This window comes from Vibrio sp. Y10_XG_PY6, from assembly GCF_024181795.1.
Classification (GTDB): Bacteria; Pseudomonadota; Gammaproteobacteria; order Enterobacterales; family Vibrionaceae; genus Vibrio; species Vibrio diabolicus.
This window is the reverse complement of record NZ_JAMZAQ010000001.1, coordinates 1452472-1471661: the sequence shown is the minus strand read 5'-3', so window position 1 is coordinate 1471661 and position 19190 is coordinate 1452472. Positions and strand designations below refer to the sequence as shown.

Below are 19190 nucleotides of genomic sequence, written 5' to 3'. Positions count from 1 at the left end.
TCTCTAGGAGTAGCTTTAAATTTGTACATCTACTCTGGAGAACACAATGAAAAAGACACTTCTTGCTGCACTGATTATGGGGCTGACTGGTGCTGCGCACGCCGAGCAAAAAGTCGTGGCGGGTTACTTTGCGGATTGGCAGTACGCGAATGCAGAAAACCCATACACGGTGAACGATATTCCCGCCGATAAGCTGACGCATGTGATTTACGCGTTTCTTAGTATGTGCGGCCCTCATGCCGGTGCTTCTGAAACGGTACAAAAACTGGTTGCCGAACAATGTGAAGGAAAATATCCGTATACAGCGATCATTGTCGATACCGAAGCAGCATTAGAAAAGGACTTTGGCGATGTCTCCGTTAACGTGCCATACAAAGGCCACTTCGCTCAACTTGCTGAAATGAAGAAACAACATCCTGATCTTAAAATTCTCCCTTCTTTTGGTGGTTGGACAATGTCCGAACCGTTCCATGCTATGGCGAAAAGCAAACAAGCGATGGATCAATTCTCAAAAACTGCCGTTAAGTTGATTGCTCAATATGATTTCTTTGATGGTATTGATCTGGATTGGGAATACCCAGGTGGTGGCGGTTTAACAACGTCGCCTTGGAACCCTGACACCAAGCTTTCTGATGAACAAAAAGCATCTGAGCGTGAGGCCTTTACCTATTTGGTAAAAGCCATGCGTGCAGAGTTAGATGAACTCACAAATCAAACCAAACGTGAATACGAGCTCTCTACAGCGGTAGGCGTTGGTCCAAAAGCAGCAGGTATCGATTGGAAAGCCGCGGAGCCGTACCTAACTAACATGTTTGCAATGACGTATGACTTCCTTGGTGGTTGGGGGCAGCAAACCGGGCATACTACCAACTTGCATGCGACTGAGCGAAGCTGGTGGGGCATGGGCGCAGACGTGTTCATCAACCAGATGATCGAGCTGGGTATTCCAAGTGAAAAACTGGTGATTGGCGCTGCATTTTACGGGCGTGGCTGGCAAGGCACCAAAGACTTCTCGGGTGGCTTACCAACGCAAGATCTAGTATCCGAGCAAGGAGCGCAGTTTGGTACGGGTGAGAACGGCTATTTCATGTTCTGGGATTTGGTGAAAAACTATGGAGCGGAGCAGGGCTACGAGTACAAGTATGATGAGCAATCTCAAGCGCCTTACTTGTGGCATCCTGTAAAGAAAGTCTTTATCTCTTACGAAGATCAACGCTCGATCAAAGCCAAAGCAAATTGGGCTAAACAGGCGAACTTAGGCGGTATTTTTACTTGGGAATTGTCAGGCGACCCGAAAGGCGACTTGGTGGAGGTGATGTACCAAGAAATGAATAAATAAAACCTTCTAAGCAAAGCGATCGTAATTATTCAACTACGGTTTCTTTGCTTTGGTTCTGCTTCGTAAAAGCGATCAAGTTTTCAAGCGATAAAGGTTTAGAGTAGAAGTAGCCCTGAATCAAATCACAACCGCAAGCTTTTAACTCATTCAGTTGTTGCAGCGTCTCTACTCCTTCAGCTAGTACTTTCATTTCAAAGTTTTTGCCGATAGAAATGATATTCTTAACCATATTCAGCGCTTTTTTGTCATGCTCAATGTGATCGACAAAGCTCTTGTCAATCTTCACCTCGTCAATAGGTAGCGTACGCAACATGCTTAATGAAGAGTAGCCAGTCCCGAAATCATCGAGCGAGATTTTAAAGCCAAGAGCATGCAAGCGCTCGCAAATTGGTGCGAACTTTTCAAGATCTTCAATAAACAGGTTTTCGGTGATCTCTAGGGTAATCTTTGAACATTCGATGCCGCGTTTCTCAATAGCATTCATAAGATTAGTAATGAATTTGGCGTGAACAAACTGTTTGACCGAGATGTTAATAGACATCTGGATAGATGTATCAATATTACCAGTCAGTTTAGCCATATCTGTCAGGCTATTTTCAATGATTTGTTCACCAATACGAACCATCAACCCAGTGCTTTCTGCGACGGGAATAAATTCACTTGGTGGGACTAAGCCGAGCTCATCATCACTCCAACGAATAAGCGCTTCGACACCATAAATATCGCCTTCTAGGTTTAACTGAGGTTGATAAACCATATGAAGCGCTTGCTTATCTATCGCGAGCCTCAGGCGTTGCTCAATTTTCATTTTACGCAGGTGTGTAGCTTGCATCTGCTGATTGAACAGGCTGTATACGTTGCGTTGTTTTTTCGCTTGATACATCGCAATATCGGCTGACAGGAGCAGTTCATCTAATGTTTCACCATGGTGTGGATAGCAGGCAATACCAATACTGCAACTGAGCAGGAACTGACTGTCATTGACTTCGTAGGGTTCTGATAGCGCCTTTATTAAGTCGCTCGCTAGTCTTTTAACGCTTACTTCATCAATTCGATTCGTTAGAAAAATAAACTCGTCACTGGCTTCACGGATGATTAATCGGCCATCGTTAACAAAGGTGTTTAAGCGGATAGATATTTGTTTTAGAACTTCGTCGCCAAAGTCATGACCATGTGTGTCGTTGACTGATTTGAAATTATCAATATCGATAAACATCAAAGAAAAAGGGTTCCCTTTCCCAGAAAGCCAGTGTCGAATGTTTGCGCGTAGGTACTCTCGGTTTGGTAATCCAGTGAGATGATCGTGGTTCGCTTGATAGAGCAAACGCAGTTTTGTTTTATGTTCATTGTTCGCAATGGAGCGAAATAAAGCGTAAAAAGCACCTTGGACGATAAGAAAAACAATCGAGTACAGTGCAAACTGTTCGTAAAATCCGCGCTTAATAAAATTCAAATCTGTCGAGGAAGAGGCCCAAAGATGATAATCAGGAAGGTATCTCAATGTGATTAACTCACTCAGGCGAGAATTGTCGACAACAATATTGAGCGCTCGTGTGAGCTCTTTTAGTTGCGCCATATCCCAGCCTGAATCTTTTGTGATTTGAGCCATAACGGCTTTTATATCTAAATCATTGGCAGGTTTTAGGTAATCTTCTAGGGTTGTATCTTCTGACGAGCTAAAAGTAAGGTAGCCATCACTGCGGATCAATGTGACCCGGTTGTGCTCATTGGCATGGATATCGTTACGAAAAACCGAAGATGAATTCATATTAAAGCCAGCCGTCATCACTGCTTGTACAACACCATCTTTATTTGGAATTGCTTTTCGGATCGGAATCACAAGTGAATCTTGAGCTGGCATAAAATACGTTCGACCTATAATCATTCGGTCGGAGTTGAGCGCTGCCAAAAAGGTATCACGAGTCAGTGGATCTTGTTTTAGATTATGCAGCTTTGCCAAGATCAAATTGGAGCTTACGGCGATGTAGTCTCCATCGGGGTTAGTTAGGCCGAACCCAATAATCGCCGGATGGATACTGAGCAGTTTGTCCAGCATCGGGCGAGTTTGAACTGCTGCTGTACGAGTAAAGTCATTTCTCTCGACCAACTGATGACCAATGACTTCAAGTAACGATTCTTGTCCTTTCAGAAGTGATTCGACAGAAGAGGCAAACAGCTCCAATTGTAGGAGCTGCTTATCTTTGTACTTATTCAGGGTTGACTCATAATGGTAGCGGCCAAACAACACGAACAACACGGCGCTTATCGTAAGTAGCGCCATGTATAGTGTCCAAATGTTCTTCTTTAACCTGACCATGCCGCTTCGATAGCTCCTAGATTAGCGAGTAATGGGTAATGAGTGGTCTGCGCCCCATTCTGTCCATGACCCGTCATAGACCGATAAATCACGCCAACCTAACTGGTATGCTGCTAGCAGCAAAATACAGGCCGTTACACCTGAGCCACAACTGAAAATGATTGATTTATCATTATATAACGTTAGTGCACTAAATGCTTGTTTCAATTCCGAGTCTGCCTTTATAAAGCCATTACTCAATAATGTTTGGAAAGGGAGGCAAACAGAATTAGGAATATGACCAGAACGCAGTCCTTCTCTTGGCTCTGGTACCTCGCCTAAAAAACGTGCACGTGAGCGAGCGTCAACAATGTTTGCACTGCAATTGTTTGAGTACTCTAATATTGCATTTGCGTCCAAAAAAGCATGTTTATTTAATTTCCCGGTAAATTTTCCAAGCTGCTTAGCTTCGGACAAGGTATTCGTGACAGGCAGTCCAGCCTCAATCCAAGCCGGGAGGCCACCATTAAGCACTTTGACATTATCGTGTCCCATTGCCTTAAACATCCACCATGCGCGCGGAGAGGCGAGTGTTCCTGAGTTGTCATAAACAACAATAAGGTCTTCGTTGTTCAGGCCAAGTTTCTGAGCGCTGTTATTAAATCCTTCTTCTGTTGGCATCATATGAGGGAGATTGGTATCTGGGAGACAAAAGTCATTGTCGTAGTCGAAACGCAATGAGCCTGGAATCCACTTATTGGTGATCTTTTTCCCTTCGGAAGGAATTTGAAAACGAATACTCGCGTCTAGAAGTTTTACATTTGCTTGGTCTAATAAAGCATGAAGTTCTTTGGCATCGATCAATGCTTGTTGCATGGTTAAATCCTTCTGATTTAGGAAGTCCGCACAGTATCTTTACTCACAGCGAATGAATGAAAGGGATGAGTCAAAACTTGAGCGGGATGCTTGGTGGAACAACGCAATAGAGCCCACTGGACAAGATGCGGACACTGGAACCGTCACTCGTTGTTGCTCTATCTCAGGTGAATTAATAGTGAGGTACCGACGTTGACCATCAAGAGACTGAGTTAAAGTGTTGCTAATGACGGTGGCTGAAACCGTGTTCTCATCCGTCTGCTTAATGAGCAACAAGAGCACAAGTAGGGCAATGAAACCGCTGAAGACCAACATATAGGTTTTGGGATTATCCAATTTGCGCTCCATTGCTATTGTTTCAAGTAATCATTTTGTTTTACAACAAAAAAATCGCATGTTCAAAGAACGATGCGATTTTGTCTTAAAACCTGTGGCTTGCGCCAGTCCCGAGTATCAATGCTCACCAATAGAGCATCTTACATGCGCCATGTCGTATTTCCGGTTGAGACGACTTTTTGCAGAGGTTCTGAGCCATCGTAGAACCAAATTTCGACTAACAGGTTATCTTGGCTGTCCGAGGTGGAGAAGTCTAAGGTAGCTTTCCCACTCGTCAGCGCAGCAGAAGCAACATTGCTCGAATATTTTGCTTGGTAGGTTCCAGACGCATCTTCACGGTACTCCTTATAAATGCTCAGATGTGCGCGCTGTAAAGAGTAACCACTAATATCTACCGCAAGTGAGCTTTCTAACCTTGGGTCATAATCGAACCCATCTGGTACGTCTAAATTTTGCATGCTTGGCTCTTCAACAATAACGGTAGTTTGAGCTGGAGGTGGAGTAGCGCTATCGTTGCTTTTGTCTCCACCGCCGCCACCGCCACCGCCGCAGGCTGTTAACGCTAATCCCATGATGATTGTGATTAAGTTTTTCATGATGCTTCTCCTATGGAATGTAACGTTTGTTTGCTTTAGGTTGGGTATGCCAGTTTGCTCCTTCTCGCCCACCAGACTCGGCGTAGGTGGCAAACTCTGGGTAAGCGTCAACTAAGTCAACTTTCTCTAGCGGCCAATTCCACTCTTCGACGATAAGCAATGCCCAAGGAAGATTGTTCGCTGTTTTGAAGTACACGCCTCGAGTCGGGTCACTTGCGTCTACGCCCACGCCATATAGGTTTGCGTCATCAAACTGCTCAGTTGGTGCTTGGTCTGGCAAATGTACTTCCCATTTTCTACCTGGTTGAAAGGTGATGCCATCGCCGTGATATGTATTGGGTGTGGCAAAGATAAATGGGTCATAAGGCATGGCCTGTAGCGCTGAGCGGTCGGCTCCTTCCTTAAAGTAGATGGTCAGTGTGAAAGACAACGCGACGTTATCATTACAACCCGTTTGGGTTCTAAAATACGCACATTGACTTTGCGCATACTGACTGAGGTCGTCACTGATAATAAAGATGGCTTCTTCTGATATCGCTTCTAGACCGTTGGTCGGTTGTTCTTTGCCATTAAACGTTAGCTTTGTTAAGCCGTTTTCAATGCTCGCTTTCGAAACGCCAGGTAGACGAATAGCAAAGCCATTTTTATAGCCAGCCCCATAGGCGGCCAGATCTCCGCTAATTTGGATATTTTCCACCGTGCCGTCCATACGTGTTTCAGTCATACGGAACTTAATTACAACGTCATTCATGTCGTAGTCAGCGGTGTAAGGCCAGTTGTCTTCATACGCGACCGTTGCGTAGGAATCGGCACTTGGGAAGTGCTGTACGGATACGCCGTTTTCAGTGATTGTGATTGGGTAATCTTCTACTTCACCTGATGTTGATCCGCCATCGAAGTTCAGACCAGTTTGTTGGCTAAAGCGGAATCGGCTCCAGCTAGGACCTGCGGTTGCCAGTTCAGAGACGACAAATGGAAGCGTATTGCTGCCTGCAGAGAGTAACTCATCAGTGAATACTTGCTCACCTTCGTCAGCAAAGTCACCATCTCGGTTCCAGTCAAACCAAGCTGACAAGTAGCCGGATGTTGATGCAGTTACGCTCACTAGTGAACTTAACCCTGGGTCGAGTGCGGCAACAAAGCCGACGCCATCTTCATCTGCTGTACCAACTTTGTTATCTCCAGACGGAGCCACTTGTCCATCGGCATCACCATCTGGCGCAATTGTGCCGAGCCAAGTTACACCATCAACAGCGTGGCGTGGTCCGTTAGAAGAGAGCAAGGTAGCGTAAGTGTCAGGTGCATCACCAAAGTCAATTGGCTCGTCTTCGTCAATAACAGGAGCGTTCGCGCATCGGGCACCGTCATTTTGGCTGGAACTTGGACCGTTAGACACAAACTCTACAGCAGGAACAATGCCCGCAGCGATATTGGCTGCATTGTTTTCTGATAAGTCGACGCGATAAATTTTGCCGTCCTGATTACGCGATACGTAGTAGTTTCCGTTTACATCAAAGTAGCCTGCACCAAAGGTACCCGTTTCCCCTGTATTGCCGATCGCGGTTGCTTGGCCTGTTTTTGTATCGAATTTATACAATACGCCAGACCCATTATCGATACCATAGAGCGCACCGTCACCAGGGTGGAACGCAAAATCGGTTAAACTCACACTTGCATTTGATGTGATTTTATTCAGGGTTAAGGTAGCATTTGGGTCCGTATCTAACGGCGACAGATCAATGGAAAACAGCCCTTTACCTTTGCGATACAAGTAGTAGACGTGGTTGTACACGTCGCCGACAAAAAACGTATGGCTAGGAAGCCCTTGTACGTTGAGAGTTTCTGCTTGAAAGTCCTGGCCTAAACGTACGATTTTCAAGTTGGTTGTATCGTAACCATAGATGTATCGATCAGTGAAGTTGAAACCGACGCCGTTAATACCAGATGCTAAGCCCACATCGTCGGTCAGTAACTTGGTTGATCCGGTAACCAGATTAACGCCGTAAACTTGCACTGGGGTCGATTGGAATAAATATGCTTTGCTCGGACAAGTGTCGAATGGCGCTGCGCTTACGTATGCGCTTGCGAACAGAGATCCAAGTAATAGTGATGTCCTTTTCATGATTCGCCCTCTCATTGGTTTGTATGATATGCAATGAAAGGAATGTGCCAGTTTTTAAATTACTGTTTATAATGAATTTTATATCGGTAAGTTATTTGGTTCGAAATATGAATCTCAGAATAAGAAAAAGCTCAACGTTACGTTGAGCTTTTTGAGAATCTTCATTGATAAGCTGACAGCGTTACTTAGCCACAAACAGGGCAGGTCGGCATTTTCATCAAATTCATTTCCCGCCAGGACATGCTAAACGCATCGAGAATGAGGATCTTCCCTTTTTTGGGTTGGCCGTAATTTGCAATCACCTTGATGGTTTCCATCGCTTGTACAGCGCCAACAATACCCACAACAGGCGCCATTACGCCAGCTTCAACGCAACTTAATGCACTGCTGCCGAATAGCGCGCTCAAACACTGATAGCACGGTTGAGTTGGGTCGTCGTACGTAAACACACTCACTTGGCCTTCCATACGAATGGCTGCACCAGAAATAAGCGGTGTTTTTGTTGCAAAGCAGAGTCGGTTGAGTTGATTGCGAGTGTCGACGTTATCTGAAGCATCGACCACCACAGTGTGTTGTTCAATCAAAGCCTGAAGCTGAATGTCGTCAAGGCGTTTAGCAACGGTATTTACTTCGATATGAGGATTAAGTTCCCGCAACGCATCCGCCGCGGAGTCAACCTTTTTACGGCCAATATCGGCGTCGTGGTGCAATACTTGGCGTTGTAAATTAGAGAGTTCAACAATATCGTCATCGATAAACGTAATATTGCCAACACCAGCCGTGGCAAGGTATTGGCTAGAAGCGCAACCCAAACCGCCAGCACCCAAAATAAGCACCGAGCTTTGTTTGAGTGCTTCTTGCCCTTCGAAATCGAACTGACGAAGAATGATCTGGCGGTTATAGCGCAGCATCTCCTGATCGGAAAGAATATCCACGGTACGTTCCTAGTATAACGTTGAGTTAAACAGTTGGATTTGAACCGTTTCGCCAACTTCCACACGGCCACGCTCACGTTCCAACACAACAAAGCAGTTTGCCAAACTCATTGAGCGGAAGGCTCCTGAACTTTGGTTGCCAGTGGTTTCAACGACAAATTTACCGTTTTCTAGAGTATAGATACCGCGTTGGTAGTCTGTACGTCCCGGCGCTTTCTTAAATGCGGTTTTAGTCGTCGCAGGGATAGACTCAGGTGCTTTCCATTCAGTGTGGCCTGCCAATTTAGCCAACATTGGTTGAACAAGTACGTACATTGTTAGCACCGCAGATACAGGGTTACCTGGTAGCCCACAGAACCAAGCAGTACTTAACTTGCCAAATGCGAAAGGTTTACCCGGCTTGATTGCCAGTTTCCAGAAACCGATTTCGCCAAGTTCTTCAAGAATGTCTTTGGTGTAATCTGCTTCACCAACGCTGACACCGCCAGACGTTACAACCACATCCGCAAGCGTTTGTGCTTTTTCAAACGTTGCTTTTAGTGTTTCTGGGCAGTCAGGGATAATGCCAAGATCAATCGCTTCACAACCAAAGTTTTCGATCAGCGGCTTAATACCGTAACGATTACTGTCGTAGATTTGACCCGCCTTGAGTGGCTCACTCAATGGTTTAAGTTCATCACCTGTGGAGAAAAATGCCACCTTTGGCTTACGCACGACGGTGACATGGCTGACACCAAGAGAGGCAATCATTGGAATATCGCGCGGTGTCAGGCGCGCGCCTTTTGCCAATACAATATCGCCTTGCTTGATGTCGTCACCCGTAGGGCGGATGTTATTTTGCGGCTTCACATCCGTTTGGTTGAACTGAATACCAGCGTCGGTCACTTCCGTATTTTCTTGCATGATAACGGCATCACAGCCTTCCGGAATTTTCGCGCCAGTCATGATTCGAACACAAGTGCCTGCCGGCCATTCACCCTCAAAAGGCTGACCTGCGAAGGATTTACCTGCCAGAGGCAACACTGTAGACACTTCTAGGTCTTGAATACGAATGGCATAACCGTCCATCGCTGAATTGTCGAAAGGGGGCACGTGAATTGGCGATAAAATGTCTTCAGCCAGCACAAAACCCAGAGCGTCAGCAAGAGGAAGAGAAAGTGTCGTTTGGATAGGTTTGATTCGCGATAGCATCTTATCCATCGCTTCTTCAATTGGCATCAAGCCAGGTGCGTCGCAGCAGCCCATTGAGATAATCCTATGTTCTTTTGTTTTGTGGCAACTCTACCATAAAAGGGGACCGAGTAAGAATGTCCACCTATAAAATATGGGTGTAATTATTCAAAAATCCGAGTATCCTTGTCACCCATCCGAAAGGGGTAAAGTTCCTACGGAGCATGAGAAAATAGCTCAGTGTATTCTTGTTATGTGCCTTGGCGTTATAAACATCGGACTGAGCGACTTTAACGCTACGGGATGAAAACACGGCAATTGTATTTCACACCGAGAGTGGTAGTTACAAAAGAGGAAGTGGAATGTCAGGTCTTAGCGAGTCAGCAAAGTTAGTGAAAGAAGCGCTAGAGCAACGCGGGTTAGAAACACCAATGCGCCCTAATGCCGTTAGCCGTGAAGAGAAGAAGGAAAAGATTGAATACCACATGCGTGAGATTCTTGGTCTGCTTCAGCTCGACCTTACGGATGATAGCTTAGAGGAAACGCCACACCGCATTGCAAAAATGTACGTGGACGAGATTTTCTCTGGTTTGGATTACTCCAACTTCCCCAAGATCACAGTTATCGAAAACAAGATGAACGTGAGCGAAATGGTTCGCGTGAAAGACATTACTGTGACCAGTACGTGCGAACACCATCTTGTGACAATCGACGGAAAAGCCGCTGTTGCTTATATTCCTCGCGGTAAGATCATTGGCCTGTCTAAGATCAACCGTATTGTTCGTTTCTTTGCGCAACGCCCTCAAGTTCAAGAGCGTATGACCCAGCAAATCCTTGTTGCTTTGCAAACATTGCTTGAGTCTGACGATGTAGCGGTGACTATCGACGCGACGCATTACTGTGTGAAATCACGCGGTGTGATGGATGCCACCAGTGAAACCACGACTACAGCGTTAGGTGGTATTTTTAAGAGCAACCCAGCGACCCGTGCTGAATTTCTGCATGGCCTGCGTTAATCAAATCGACAAATAAAATTGAGAGAGGATGGCGAGTTGCCATCCTTTTTTATATCTTTTATATCCAAATCATAGTCAAGTGAGTCGCAATAAATAGTAATTATGCAATTGTGTATTGACAGTCACATTCGTTGCTCTTAATATATGCGCCCAATGAACGACTACAACTTGTAATCGTTTGTTTTAAAAAGAGATATTTCTCTAAGTTCAGCTGATCTCGGTCAGTTGTCTTTCTTTTTTCTAATAATAGAAAGACAACAAATTTGGGACTCGGCATGACTACACAAAGCACTATCAGCACCTCCTCTATTTCAGCTCCAGTTACAGAAAGCAGTTGGCAAAAGAAAGCCATGCTCAGTGTCGCTTTTTTGATGGCGACAACCTCTGTGGGTCCCGGCTTTTTAACTCAAACCGCAGTCTTCACAAATATCTACAAAGTCGACATGGCATTTCCAGTTTTGGCTTCCATTTTTATCACGTTTGGTATTGTGATGAACTTGTGGCGTATTGTCGGCGTTTCTGGCATGCGAATCCAAGACATTGCGAACAAAGTGGCACCCGGCATGGGTTATGGTGTTGGTATTCTCCTTGCGCTTGGTGCAGTGGCGTTTAACTTTGGCAACGTGAGTGGCGCAGCGTTAGGCATCAATGTGCTAACGGGCGTGGACACAACATGGGGCGCACTGTTTACCGGTGTCGTTGGCTGTTTGTTGTTTGTGGTTCATAACGCCTCCAAACGAATGGACCAAATGGCCCGCTACCTTGGCTTGTTCATGATCGTTCTGATCGCATACGTGGCTATGACGAGCTTACCTCCGATGGGAGAGACACTAAGTGCAGCGGTGATGCCTATGGATGTTGGTAGTTTGCTTCTGCCTACGTTGACTATCGTTGGCGGCGCAGTTGGCGGTTACTACACGGGTGCACAACGCCTAGTAGACATCGGCTTGAAAGGCAAAGAGAACGTGCCTTCCATCACCTCAACAGCGTGGGCTGGTATTTCTATTGCAGTGGTTATTCGAATCCTACTGTTTTTGGCAGTGTTTGGCGTTATCGCGACAGGCGCAACGCTGGATACGGCTAACCCTGCGGCGGATGCTTTCCGTCAAGGTGCTGGCCAGCTTGGTTACTTCATCTTTGGCTTAGTACTGTTTGTAGCTTCCATCACGTCTGTGGTTGGCAACTCTTACATGGCTATCTCATTAATTAAGACGCTTTTCCCAGTTGTGGCGCGAAACGAGAAAGCGTGGTGTGTTGGTTTCATTATCCTAACCTCGCTAGGCACGGTAACCATGGACATGCCAATTCTTCTTTTGATGCTAGCGGGCCTAGTGAACAGCATTATTCTTCCTATCGTTTTGGGCACTGTATTGGTTGCGACAAAGCGCAAAGATATCGTCGGTGACTACCAACACCCAATGTACTTAACGCTAACTGGAGCAGCGATTGTAATCGTAATGGCGGCATCGAGTTTGACTAACATTGGGAACTTCATGGCGAAGTTTGCGGGTTGATGTCTTATTGGTAGAGATAAACAGCGGCCTCAGATGAGGCCGTTTTTTTATGCTTATTTAGAGGGCGACTTAACGATTTCTGGCCAATACATTTTGATGTAACCTGCCGATACCCAAACCACCAACACAGTCGCAATGCTGAGCTCTAAAAAGCCAAAATCGTGTAGCCAGTGCCAATGTGGGTGCGATTCGGCAAAAAAGGAGGTTAAGCGGTGCATCGCAATGGCACTGATCACGGAAGGAAAGGTTACCGCCGCGATAGAAGGTTGAAACTTCAATCGAAGTAAGCGGAAGTAACACAGGTAGATCAATAACGTCATTGTGATAGCAATCCCTGCTAATGCGCCCGTCAGTATCGGATCGGGAAGGGGAAAGTTCACCAAGTATGCCGCCAATGACAAGTTTACCGGTGCGGCCATAATTGCGAGAGTCGGCCTGGCTCGTCTCGGTAGAGATCCGAAAAACACCAAACGATAGAGTACCAGCGGTAACATAAAGAAATAAATGCCAATGCACATCATCGCTAAGGTTTCAGAGAATAGGTTGTGACCCAATTGGGAGCCTGCTAATGAGCTGCTGATCAGTCCCACTGGATAGAGAAACCAGCTAGGTACGATATTCGACATTTTGAAGTTCATTAGCTGAAAGCTAAAAAACAGTACCATCATAGTAAAATGCAGCAAAAGTGCCATAAACCAGAGTGGATAAGCAATGATTGGCGCTACAGAAGCAAGATAATCTGCAAGGATCAGTAACGCCATACTCATGGGGGCCATTAAGCTACCGCTCAATGGGTGACGAATGTCGACCATAAATAATCGTGGATTCGTGGCATATTTTATCAGCACAGGGGCGAGTAAAAGCGCGCCGAGTGACGCTAAAAATGGGCGTATTGGTTCACCAATTTCAGGGACATAGAGTGCCCAAGCTTGTCCTAAACCTATCATACCTAGCGCTAACGCGGCTTGAGACGGCGGAACGCTATAAAACTGCACAAGTCTTCTCCAGTTCAAATCTACTCCATTTGATTTTTGCCTGAATGAAACGAAACGTGATGATTTGGATGAAATGCTCTATTTGAGTAGCGAATACTAGCAAGTTTAGAGAGTGCTTACTCATGAAAGGTGGTGAGGAAATATCAGAGAATGGTATTTTTGTGAGTTTGGTATCGAATATTTTGGAAAAGATGTAAAAATGTAGAGTTTATCGCTCCAAACCCTTCGATAGTTTGGAGCGAAATAATAACAAAGCGAGAATTATGTCGATTGGTTTTCAGGAAGATCCTGCTGACGTAACTTATCGTTTTTGATTGTACGATGTAGCAACTGGCTGTAAATCGGTTGTCCGCCAAACAACTGAGCAATAATCACGGCACCTAAACAAGTAATGATAAGTGGTAGAATTAAGTAGTAGTTATTGGTCATTTCAATCACCAACAAAATGCCCGTGATCGGTGCGCGTACCGTTGCAGCAAACAGGGCCCCCATGCCCGCAATAGCAAATACGCCAGGTTCGATATCAAGCGTAGGAAGCAACACATCAGCACTCGCTCCGAATGCATAGCCAAACAAGGTCCCCAGAGCAAGCATCGGTGCAAAGATACCGCCCGGCGCACCAGAGCCAAAGCATAGCAATGTCGTGATGACGCGACCAAAGAAAAGCAGAACTAAAACGGATACCGAGTAGTTGCCATTGGTAATATCAGGAATAAGGCCGATGCCACCGCCAGTTAGCTGTGGCACGTATAAGAGAAGCAGACCAAAAATGCCACCAAGTAGTGAACCCACGATTAAATAGCGTTTACGATCGTTTTTGTGAATTGCGACAAAACTGTCTTGTGCCACGGTAATCAATTTATTGAAGATCACTCCGAATACGCCAAACAATGCGCCAAGCAATAAAAATAACCAAAGGGACTGAAGCTCTGGAGAGTGGTATTGCGGCATTGTGATGACAGCGTCTTGCCCGTTGATGGCACGAAACACAATATTGGCCATAATAGCAGAGATGATCACCGCGCGAATTGAGATCAGAGAATAGCGAAACTGAGGTCGCATTTCCTCCACAACGAACATAATGCCAGCGAGTGGGGCATTAAAGGCGGCAGCCAAACCACCAGCGGCACCTGAAGCGAGTAGGGAATGACGAGTATCGTCATCTTTCACACGGAAAATATCGGTCACCATTCGACCGACAGCACCGCCCATTTGCACCGTTGGGCCTTCACGACCGAGCACCATTCCGGAGCCAAGTGCGCCCATGCCGCCGAAGAATTTTACTGGCAGGACTCGCCACCAACGCACAGGGCGAATGTTGTCCATCGCGCCTTCAATTTCAGGGATGCCTGATCCCGCAGCCTCTGGAGCAAAGCGGTGAACAAGAAAGTAACCAACAAAAGCAAGTAGAGCACTGATCAGTACAGCAGCAAGCCAAAGAGGAAGTACGCTACCGATTTCGCTTCTCAGCCATTCGGTACGGGTTTCAGAAACAAAATGAACCGCAAGTTCGAAGTAAGTGCCGACAAAACCAGCTAGTGTGCCAACGATTGCGGCCATAATCAGGACAGAAAATGGTGTGGACCCTCGAGAGACAAACTGGTTAATCGCATCTTTCGGTACGTGCGCTAACACAGATTTCACAATTCTCTCTCGTTTGGTCATTAACAAGTTCTCCTGTTGCTGGTGGAAGGGACGCGAGAAAGTATACGCTTCGCAGAGTCTAGACCTAATCAATAAAGATGCAATTTAGCTTTTCACTATTGAGTGTTCGAAGTGTCGCGATATCATTCATTCACCAAAACTGTGCTATTGCTCTCATAATTTGGGATAAAAAACTTGTTTTTTGAGCAAAATGAACCATGCTTTAGGTGTAAAGCAACATGACTGCTTCAGAAGGAGGGATGTGAGGTTTTACACACAATTTGGATGGATTCAAACCCTACGGTAAGTCCTCGTTTTATGTTCGGGATGCATCAATAGACATCTTCGATTCGCACACTCACGATTGAGTAACGAGGTAGAGGCGCACGCAAATGTGCGCCTTCTTAATTTCTGCTCTACAACTTTCCGCACTACCTGCCACTATTTTTATCTTGAACAATTTCTACTAGTCGGTAATGTCTGGGTTCGATGTTAATCAACCAGAGTAATTCATGCGCTTTTATCCTCGAGTCCTGTTTTCTTTATGTTGTTTTTCGGTAACGTTTCCAGCATTTTCGACGCCGAGTTGGTGGCAGGACACGTTGTCTTCAATGCCGTACTCCAATTTAAAAGAGCGTATAGAGACAAGGGGAAGCTGGTATCGCTGTGACGTGCAGCAGCAAGATGTTTCAACGTATATCAGCACATTTTGTTTGGACGATTTTTCGTACTATCAGCAGCATCTGTATGGTGAAGTTGTTTTGGGAAAGGACAGTGCTCAGTTCTCTTTTTTGACCGAATATCAATGGCAAAGTCTCAATGACTTAATCCTCAATTTAAGAAAAGACGGATTAGTTTTACGCAACATAACTATCGGACAAGAACACTATGACGTCGTTGAAGCGCTGGAAAAGAAATCTTCTGAGCTTGTCGATAAAGAAGTTATCTTGTTGATAAACCGCTATCCGCAAGAAACGATTCGAAGCTTATTTTGGGTAAAACCGGACGAGTTTTCGTCGCCATCACCGTCTTTAAATGTGGAATTGCACAGCGATGGCGAAATTATCGATGTTAAAGTGACTCGTTTTTAGATTCTTTATGGAGAGATAGGAAGGTCGCCATCGCAGACTCGTCTAAAAATCCATCCGATTTTTTGTGCGCACGCAGGTATTGATAGCCAGCGATGAGCTTACGGTGCTGTTCTTCTGCCTCATCTGGCAACGGCTGATTCATAACGTGTTGAAATGCAAGTTTGTACGCATCCATATCTACGACTTCAGCGCGGCGATATAAATAACCACATCCGGTCGCTAACCATTCAAGAGAGCAGTTGGCTCGCATCGCAATTTGATTTGCTTTCGTTAGGCTCGGTTCACTGCCTTTTAAATATTTGCGTATTAAAGCTTCAGACACATCAACGCGTCGTGCAAATCCGCTGATGCTTTCTTCTCCGATCAAGGTGGCTAGGCGTTGGGCAAAAGACATATTTCGTACTCCAGTTCGAATTGCCAAAGTTTACCCGTTGAGCCGATGTGAAAACAAGACTACGATGAATGCAGATCAATTGAAGGAGAAAAACCATGGTTGCAAAAGTTGTGACTGCACCAAAAGGCCCTGAGTTCTCAGAGCTGGTCCAAGGATATTGGCGTGCAGTTGATTGGGGTATGACTGCTCAAGAGCGTTTGTCATTCCTCAAGCAACATATTGAGTTAGGCATTACCACGGTCGATCACGCAGACATATACGGTAATTACGAGTGTGAGAAGTTGTTTGGTGAAGCACTTGCTCTCGATAAGAGCGTGCGAGAGCAGATTCAAATCGTCACAAAGTGTGATATCAACCTGTGCGGAGATAAAACACCAGAGCGTAAGATCAATCACTATGATACGAGTTCCGCTCACATCTACCAATCGGTGAATAACTCGCTTGAGCGTTTGAATGTGGACGAAATCGATGTGCTTTTAATCCATCGCCCTGACGTGTTAATGGATGCCGATGAAGTGGCTGAAGCATTCTCAGAGCTACACAAAGTGGGTAAAGTGAAGCACTTTGGTGTATCTAACTTTACTCCACGTCAGTTTGAGCTGTTGCAATCTCGTTTAGGTAAGCCTCTTGTGACTAACCAAGTGGAAATCAATCCGCTTAATTTTGAGGTTGCACATGATGGAACGCTTGATCAAATGCAAATGTTGCGCACGCGACCAATGGCTTGGTCTTGCCTCGGTGGTGGCTCAATCTTCAGTGGTGACAGTGAGCAAGCCGTTCGTGTTCGCAACGAATTAGAAGCGATTCGAGAAGAAGTGGGCGCGACTAGCATTGACCAAGTGATTTACGCTTGGGTACGCCGTTTGCCATCTAACCCAATTCCAATCATTGGCTCTGGTAAGATTGAGCGTGTGCAAACGGCAGTAAATGCGCTGAATATCGAATTGACTCGTGAACAATGGTATCGCGTATGGGGGGCTTCTAAAGGTCACGGTGTGCCATAGAAGTGACATTTTATTGATGAATACATTATTCAAGGCACCCTATGAAAGGGTGCTTTTTTATTGTTACGCGATACCGATTTCCCCAGTACTCATACTGAGCAGATAGAGTGGGAGTAAAAACGGATTTTTAATTTAAAATGCAACTTTGTGCTTATTTTTAATGGAGGCGTTTTATCCATGTTTGTTTCATGTCACTAAACAGCGAATGGGATGTTTGCTTTTTCGCCATTTTGTTCACTCATCCATTCATATTGCGTATGCTTATTGAATAAAAAAGAAATAAAAACTCGTCAGTTTTCTCGTATTACATGCTGTAACAATCTGTTAGACTCCGGCGCAGATTGTGGAATATAAAAAGGTGATTGAATGTCTTTTCCCGTACTCATCTGTGATGATTCAGCGTTAGCACGCAAACAGATGGCGAGATCACTACCAGCCACATTGAATGCCGATATTACGTTTGCTATCCACGGAAAAAATGCGCTAGAAGAACTCGAAAAGAACGAGTTTAAATTGATGTTTCTTGATTTGACCATGCCAGAAATGGATGGCTTTGAAACACTAGAAAACATGCAGCGGTTAGGGAATAAAACTCCCGTGGTTGTGGTGTCGGGGGATATCCAACCTAAAGCGAAAGAACGTGTGTTCGCACTGGGTGCAAAAGCGTTTATTCAAAAACCGATCGCCAAAGATGAACTCAAGAATGCGCTTAAAGAGTTGGTTGAGCCAGAGCCTCGTCCTCAAATTATCACGCCTGTTTCTATTGAGTTACCGATTTTACGTCGTCGCGATATTTACATGGAAGTGGCGAACGTCTCTATTGGTCGAGCCGCAGATGCATTGGCGCGTCACTTTGATGTGTTTGTGCAACTGCCTCTGCCGAACGTTAATATCTTCGAAGTGAGTGAACTACACATGGCTCTCCGTGACTTAGCGTCGCATGATAACGTATCGGGCGTTTGTCAGGGCTTTTGTGGCGAAGGTATTGCGGGTGAAGCGCTGGTGATTTTGAGCGATTCGAGCGTATCGGATCTCAAGAAGTTGATGAAAGTGCCAGCTGACAGCGACGAACTGGAAGAGCTTGAGCTGCTCATGGATATTTCCAATATCTTGGTGGGGTCATTCTTAAATGGCTTAGGCGAACAATCTGAAGTGCGATTCTTCCAAAGCCCTCCAGTGCTTCTTGGTCAGCATATATCAATTGATTCGATCATTGAGTCTACGACGGGCGCATTCAGCCGCACCATGACATTCGAGGTGAGCTACAACATTGAGGGAACGTCAATCCGTTGTGATTTATTGTTTATGTTCGTCGATGAATCTTTGCCGCTGCTCGATAACAAACTGTCATATCTAATGGAGGAGTTCTAATGTTGAATATGCCAGCAGAGTTTGAACAATTCCATTGGATGGTCGACATGGTGCAAAACGTCGACATGGGGCTCGTCGTCATTGACCGAGATTATAATGTGCAAGTGTGGAATGGGTTTATGACTCATCACAGTGGTTTGCAATCTCATGATGCAATTGGTCGTTCTATCTTTGATATCTTCCCTGAAATCCCGCAGGAATGGTTTAAGTTAAAAACAAAGCCCGTGTATGATTTAGGTTGCCGCAGCTTTATTACGTGGCGCCAGCGTCCTTACTTGTTCCGTTGCCGTAACGTACGCCCTGTTACTCAGCAAGCGGAGTTTATGTACCAGAACGTTACGCTGAACCCCATGCGTACCCCGACTGGGAAAATCAATTCGTTGTTTTTATCTATACAAGACGCGACGGCTGAAGCATTGATGTCTCAGAGTCAGTAGCGATAAAAAACTTTCTCAAAAGCCAAGGTTCGCCTTGGCTTTTTTGTATACTTA

General features: G+C 45.4%; 17 protein-coding genes. 7 read left to right on the top strand and 10 right to left on the bottom strand.

Annotation, left to right across the window (positions count from 1 at the left end):
- Positions 1–46: 46 nt before the first annotated feature.
- Complete coding sequence (locus tag NL644_RS06280; protein ID WP_253658198.1) at positions 47–1339, top strand: glycoside hydrolase family 18 protein; 1293 nt, start codon at positions 47–49, stop codon at positions 1337–1339.
- Positions 1340–1364: 25 nt separating this feature from the next.
- Here the strand turns inward: NL644_RS06280 and NL644_RS06275 are convergent, their stop codons facing one another.
- The 7 genes from NL644_RS06275 to moeA form a co-directional block, all read right to left on the bottom strand.
- Positions 1365–3656, bottom strand: a complete 2292-nt coding sequence (locus NL644_RS06275; RefSeq protein WP_253658197.1) for an EAL domain-containing protein — start codon at positions 3654–3656, stop codon at positions 1365–1367.
- A 21-nt stretch (positions 3657–3677) separates the two neighbouring features.
- Positions 3678–4511 (bottom strand): sulfurtransferase, encoded by an 834-nt coding sequence (locus NL644_RS06270; protein WP_253658196.1) that lies wholly within the window; start codon positions 4509–4511, stop codon positions 3678–3680.
- Positions 4512–4550: 39 nt separating this feature from the next.
- Entirely contained in the window at positions 4551–4847 is a 297-nt protein-coding gene (locus tag NL644_RS06265) for a hypothetical protein (protein ID WP_005396101.1), read from the bottom strand.
- Between the two features lie 140 nt (positions 4848–4987).
- Positions 4988–5443 (bottom strand): hypothetical protein, encoded by a 456-nt coding sequence (locus NL644_RS06260; protein WP_253658195.1) that lies wholly within the window; start codon positions 5441–5443, stop codon positions 4988–4990.
- A 10-nt stretch (positions 5444–5453) separates the two neighbouring features.
- Positions 5454–7565 carry an LruC domain-containing protein gene (locus tag NL644_RS06255; RefSeq protein ID WP_253658194.1) on the bottom strand — a complete coding sequence of 704 codons (2112 nt, stop codon included), beginning with the start codon at positions 7563–7565 and terminating at the stop codon, positions 5454–5456.
- A gap of 185 nt (positions 7566–7750) precedes the next feature.
- Positions 7751–8500 (bottom strand): molybdopterin-synthase adenylyltransferase MoeB, encoded by a 750-nt coding sequence (gene moeB, locus NL644_RS06250; RefSeq protein WP_006741129.1) that lies wholly within the window; start codon positions 8498–8500, stop codon positions 7751–7753.
- 9 nt (positions 8501–8509) lie between these two features.
- Positions 8510–9745: a molybdopterin molybdotransferase MoeA gene (moeA, locus tag NL644_RS06245; protein ID WP_253658193.1), complete on the bottom strand. Its 1236-nt coding sequence runs from the start codon at positions 9743–9745 to the stop codon at positions 8510–8512.
- A 287-nt stretch (positions 9746–10032) separates the two neighbouring features.
- Here moeA and folE point away from each other — a divergent pair, with 287 nt between their 5' ends.
- Both folE and NL644_RS06235 read left to right on the top strand, forming a co-directional pair.
- A complete protein-coding gene (gene folE, locus NL644_RS06240; RefSeq protein WP_006741127.1) occupies positions 10033–10686 on the top strand; it encodes a GTP cyclohydrolase I FolE in 654 nt (217 codons plus the stop codon).
- A 275-nt stretch (positions 10687–10961) separates the two neighbouring features.
- Positions 10962–12200: an NRAMP family divalent metal transporter gene (locus NL644_RS06235; protein ID WP_006741126.1), complete on the top strand. Its 1239-nt coding sequence runs from the start codon at positions 10962–10964 to the stop codon at positions 12198–12200.
- 53 nt (positions 12201–12253) lie between these two features.
- On the opposite strand, the gene NL644_RS06230 is transcribed toward NL644_RS06235, so the two are convergent.
- Positions 12254–13195 carry a TDT family transporter gene (locus tag NL644_RS06230; protein WP_047008141.1) on the bottom strand — a complete coding sequence of 314 codons (942 nt, stop codon included), beginning with the start codon at positions 13193–13195 and terminating at the stop codon, positions 12254–12256.
- 261 nt (positions 13196–13456) lie between these two features.
- Complete coding sequence (gene clcA, locus NL644_RS06225; RefSeq protein ID WP_005396086.1) at positions 13457–14860, bottom strand: H(+)/Cl(-) exchange transporter ClcA; 1404 nt, start codon at positions 14858–14860, stop codon at positions 13457–13459.
- Between the two features lie 491 nt (positions 14861–15351).
- Here clcA and NL644_RS06220 point away from each other — a divergent pair, with 491 nt between their 5' ends.
- Positions 15352–15930 carry a hypothetical protein gene (locus NL644_RS06220; protein ID WP_171058475.1) on the top strand — a complete coding sequence of 193 codons (579 nt, stop codon included), beginning with the start codon at positions 15352–15354 and terminating at the stop codon, positions 15928–15930.
- Here the strand turns inward: NL644_RS06220 and NL644_RS06215 are convergent.
- A complete protein-coding gene (locus NL644_RS06215) occupies positions 15911–16324 on the bottom strand; it encodes a helix-turn-helix transcriptional regulator (RefSeq protein WP_005396084.1) in 414 nt (137 codons plus the stop codon). The genes NL644_RS06220 and NL644_RS06215 overlap by 20 nt on opposite strands.
- 95 nt (positions 16325–16419) lie before the next feature.
- On the opposite strand from NL644_RS06215, the gene NL644_RS06210 reads away from it, so the two are divergent.
- From NL644_RS06210 to NL644_RS06200, 3 genes are all read left to right on the top strand, one after another.
- On the top strand, positions 16420–17328 hold the full coding sequence (locus NL644_RS06210; RefSeq protein ID WP_104973523.1) for an aldo/keto reductase family oxidoreductase: 909 nt from the start codon (positions 16420–16422) through the stop codon (positions 17326–17328).
- Positions 17329–17694: 366 nt separating this feature from the next.
- Positions 17695–18699, top strand: coding sequence for a response regulator (locus NL644_RS06205; protein WP_005396082.1), 1005 nt, complete (start codon positions 17695–17697; stop codon positions 18697–18699).
- Entirely contained in the window at positions 18699–19136 is a 438-nt protein-coding gene (locus tag NL644_RS06200; RefSeq protein WP_005396081.1) for a PAS domain-containing protein, read from the top strand. Before NL644_RS06205 ends, NL644_RS06200 begins: the two co-directional genes overlap by 1 nt.
- Positions 19137–19190 lie beyond the last annotated feature (54 nt).

Coding starts and splice junctions, on each gene's coding strand:
- folE (WP_006741127.1), top strand. CDS start 10,033: ATGTCAGGTCTTAGCGAGTCAGCAAAGTTAGTGAAAGAAGCGCTAGAG.
- clcA (WP_005396086.1), bottom strand. CDS start 14,860: ATGACCAAACGAGAGAGAATTGTGAAATCTGTGTTAGCGCACGTACCG.
- NL644_RS06235 (WP_006741126.1), top strand. CDS start 10,962: ATGACTACACAAAGCACTATCAGCACCTCCTCTATTTCAGCTCCAGTT.
- NL644_RS06215 (WP_005396084.1), bottom strand. CDS start 16,324: ATGTCTTTTGCCCAACGCCTAGCCACCTTGATCGGAGAAGAAAGCATC.
- NL644_RS06270 (WP_253658196.1), bottom strand. CDS start 4,511: ATGCAACAAGCATTGATCGATGCCAAAGAACTTCATGCTTTATTAGAC.
- NL644_RS06280 (WP_253658198.1), top strand. CDS start 47: ATGAAAAAGACACTTCTTGCTGCACTGATTATGGGGCTGACTGGTGCT.
- NL644_RS06220 (WP_171058475.1), top strand. CDS start 15,352: ATGCGCTTTTATCCTCGAGTCCTGTTTTCTTTATGTTGTTTTTCGGTA.
- NL644_RS06210 (WP_104973523.1), top strand. CDS start 16,420: ATGGTTGCAAAAGTTGTGACTGCACCAAAAGGCCCTGAGTTCTCAGAG.
- NL644_RS06205 (WP_005396082.1), top strand. CDS start 17,695: ATGTCTTTTCCCGTACTCATCTGTGATGATTCAGCGTTAGCACGCAAA.
- moeA (WP_253658193.1), bottom strand. CDS start 9,745: ATGGGCTGCTGCGACGCACCTGGCTTGATGCCAATTGAAGAAGCGATG.
- NL644_RS06275 (WP_253658197.1), bottom strand. CDS start 3,656: ATGGTCAGGTTAAAGAAGAACATTTGGACACTATACATGGCGCTACTT.
- NL644_RS06200 (WP_005396081.1), top strand. CDS start 18,699: ATGTTGAATATGCCAGCAGAGTTTGAACAATTCCATTGGATGGTCGAC.
- NL644_RS06260 (WP_253658195.1), bottom strand. CDS start 5,443: ATGAAAAACTTAATCACAATCATCATGGGATTAGCGTTAACAGCCTGC.
- NL644_RS06255 (WP_253658194.1), bottom strand. CDS start 7,565: ATGAAAAGGACATCACTATTACTTGGATCTCTGTTCGCAAGCGCATAC.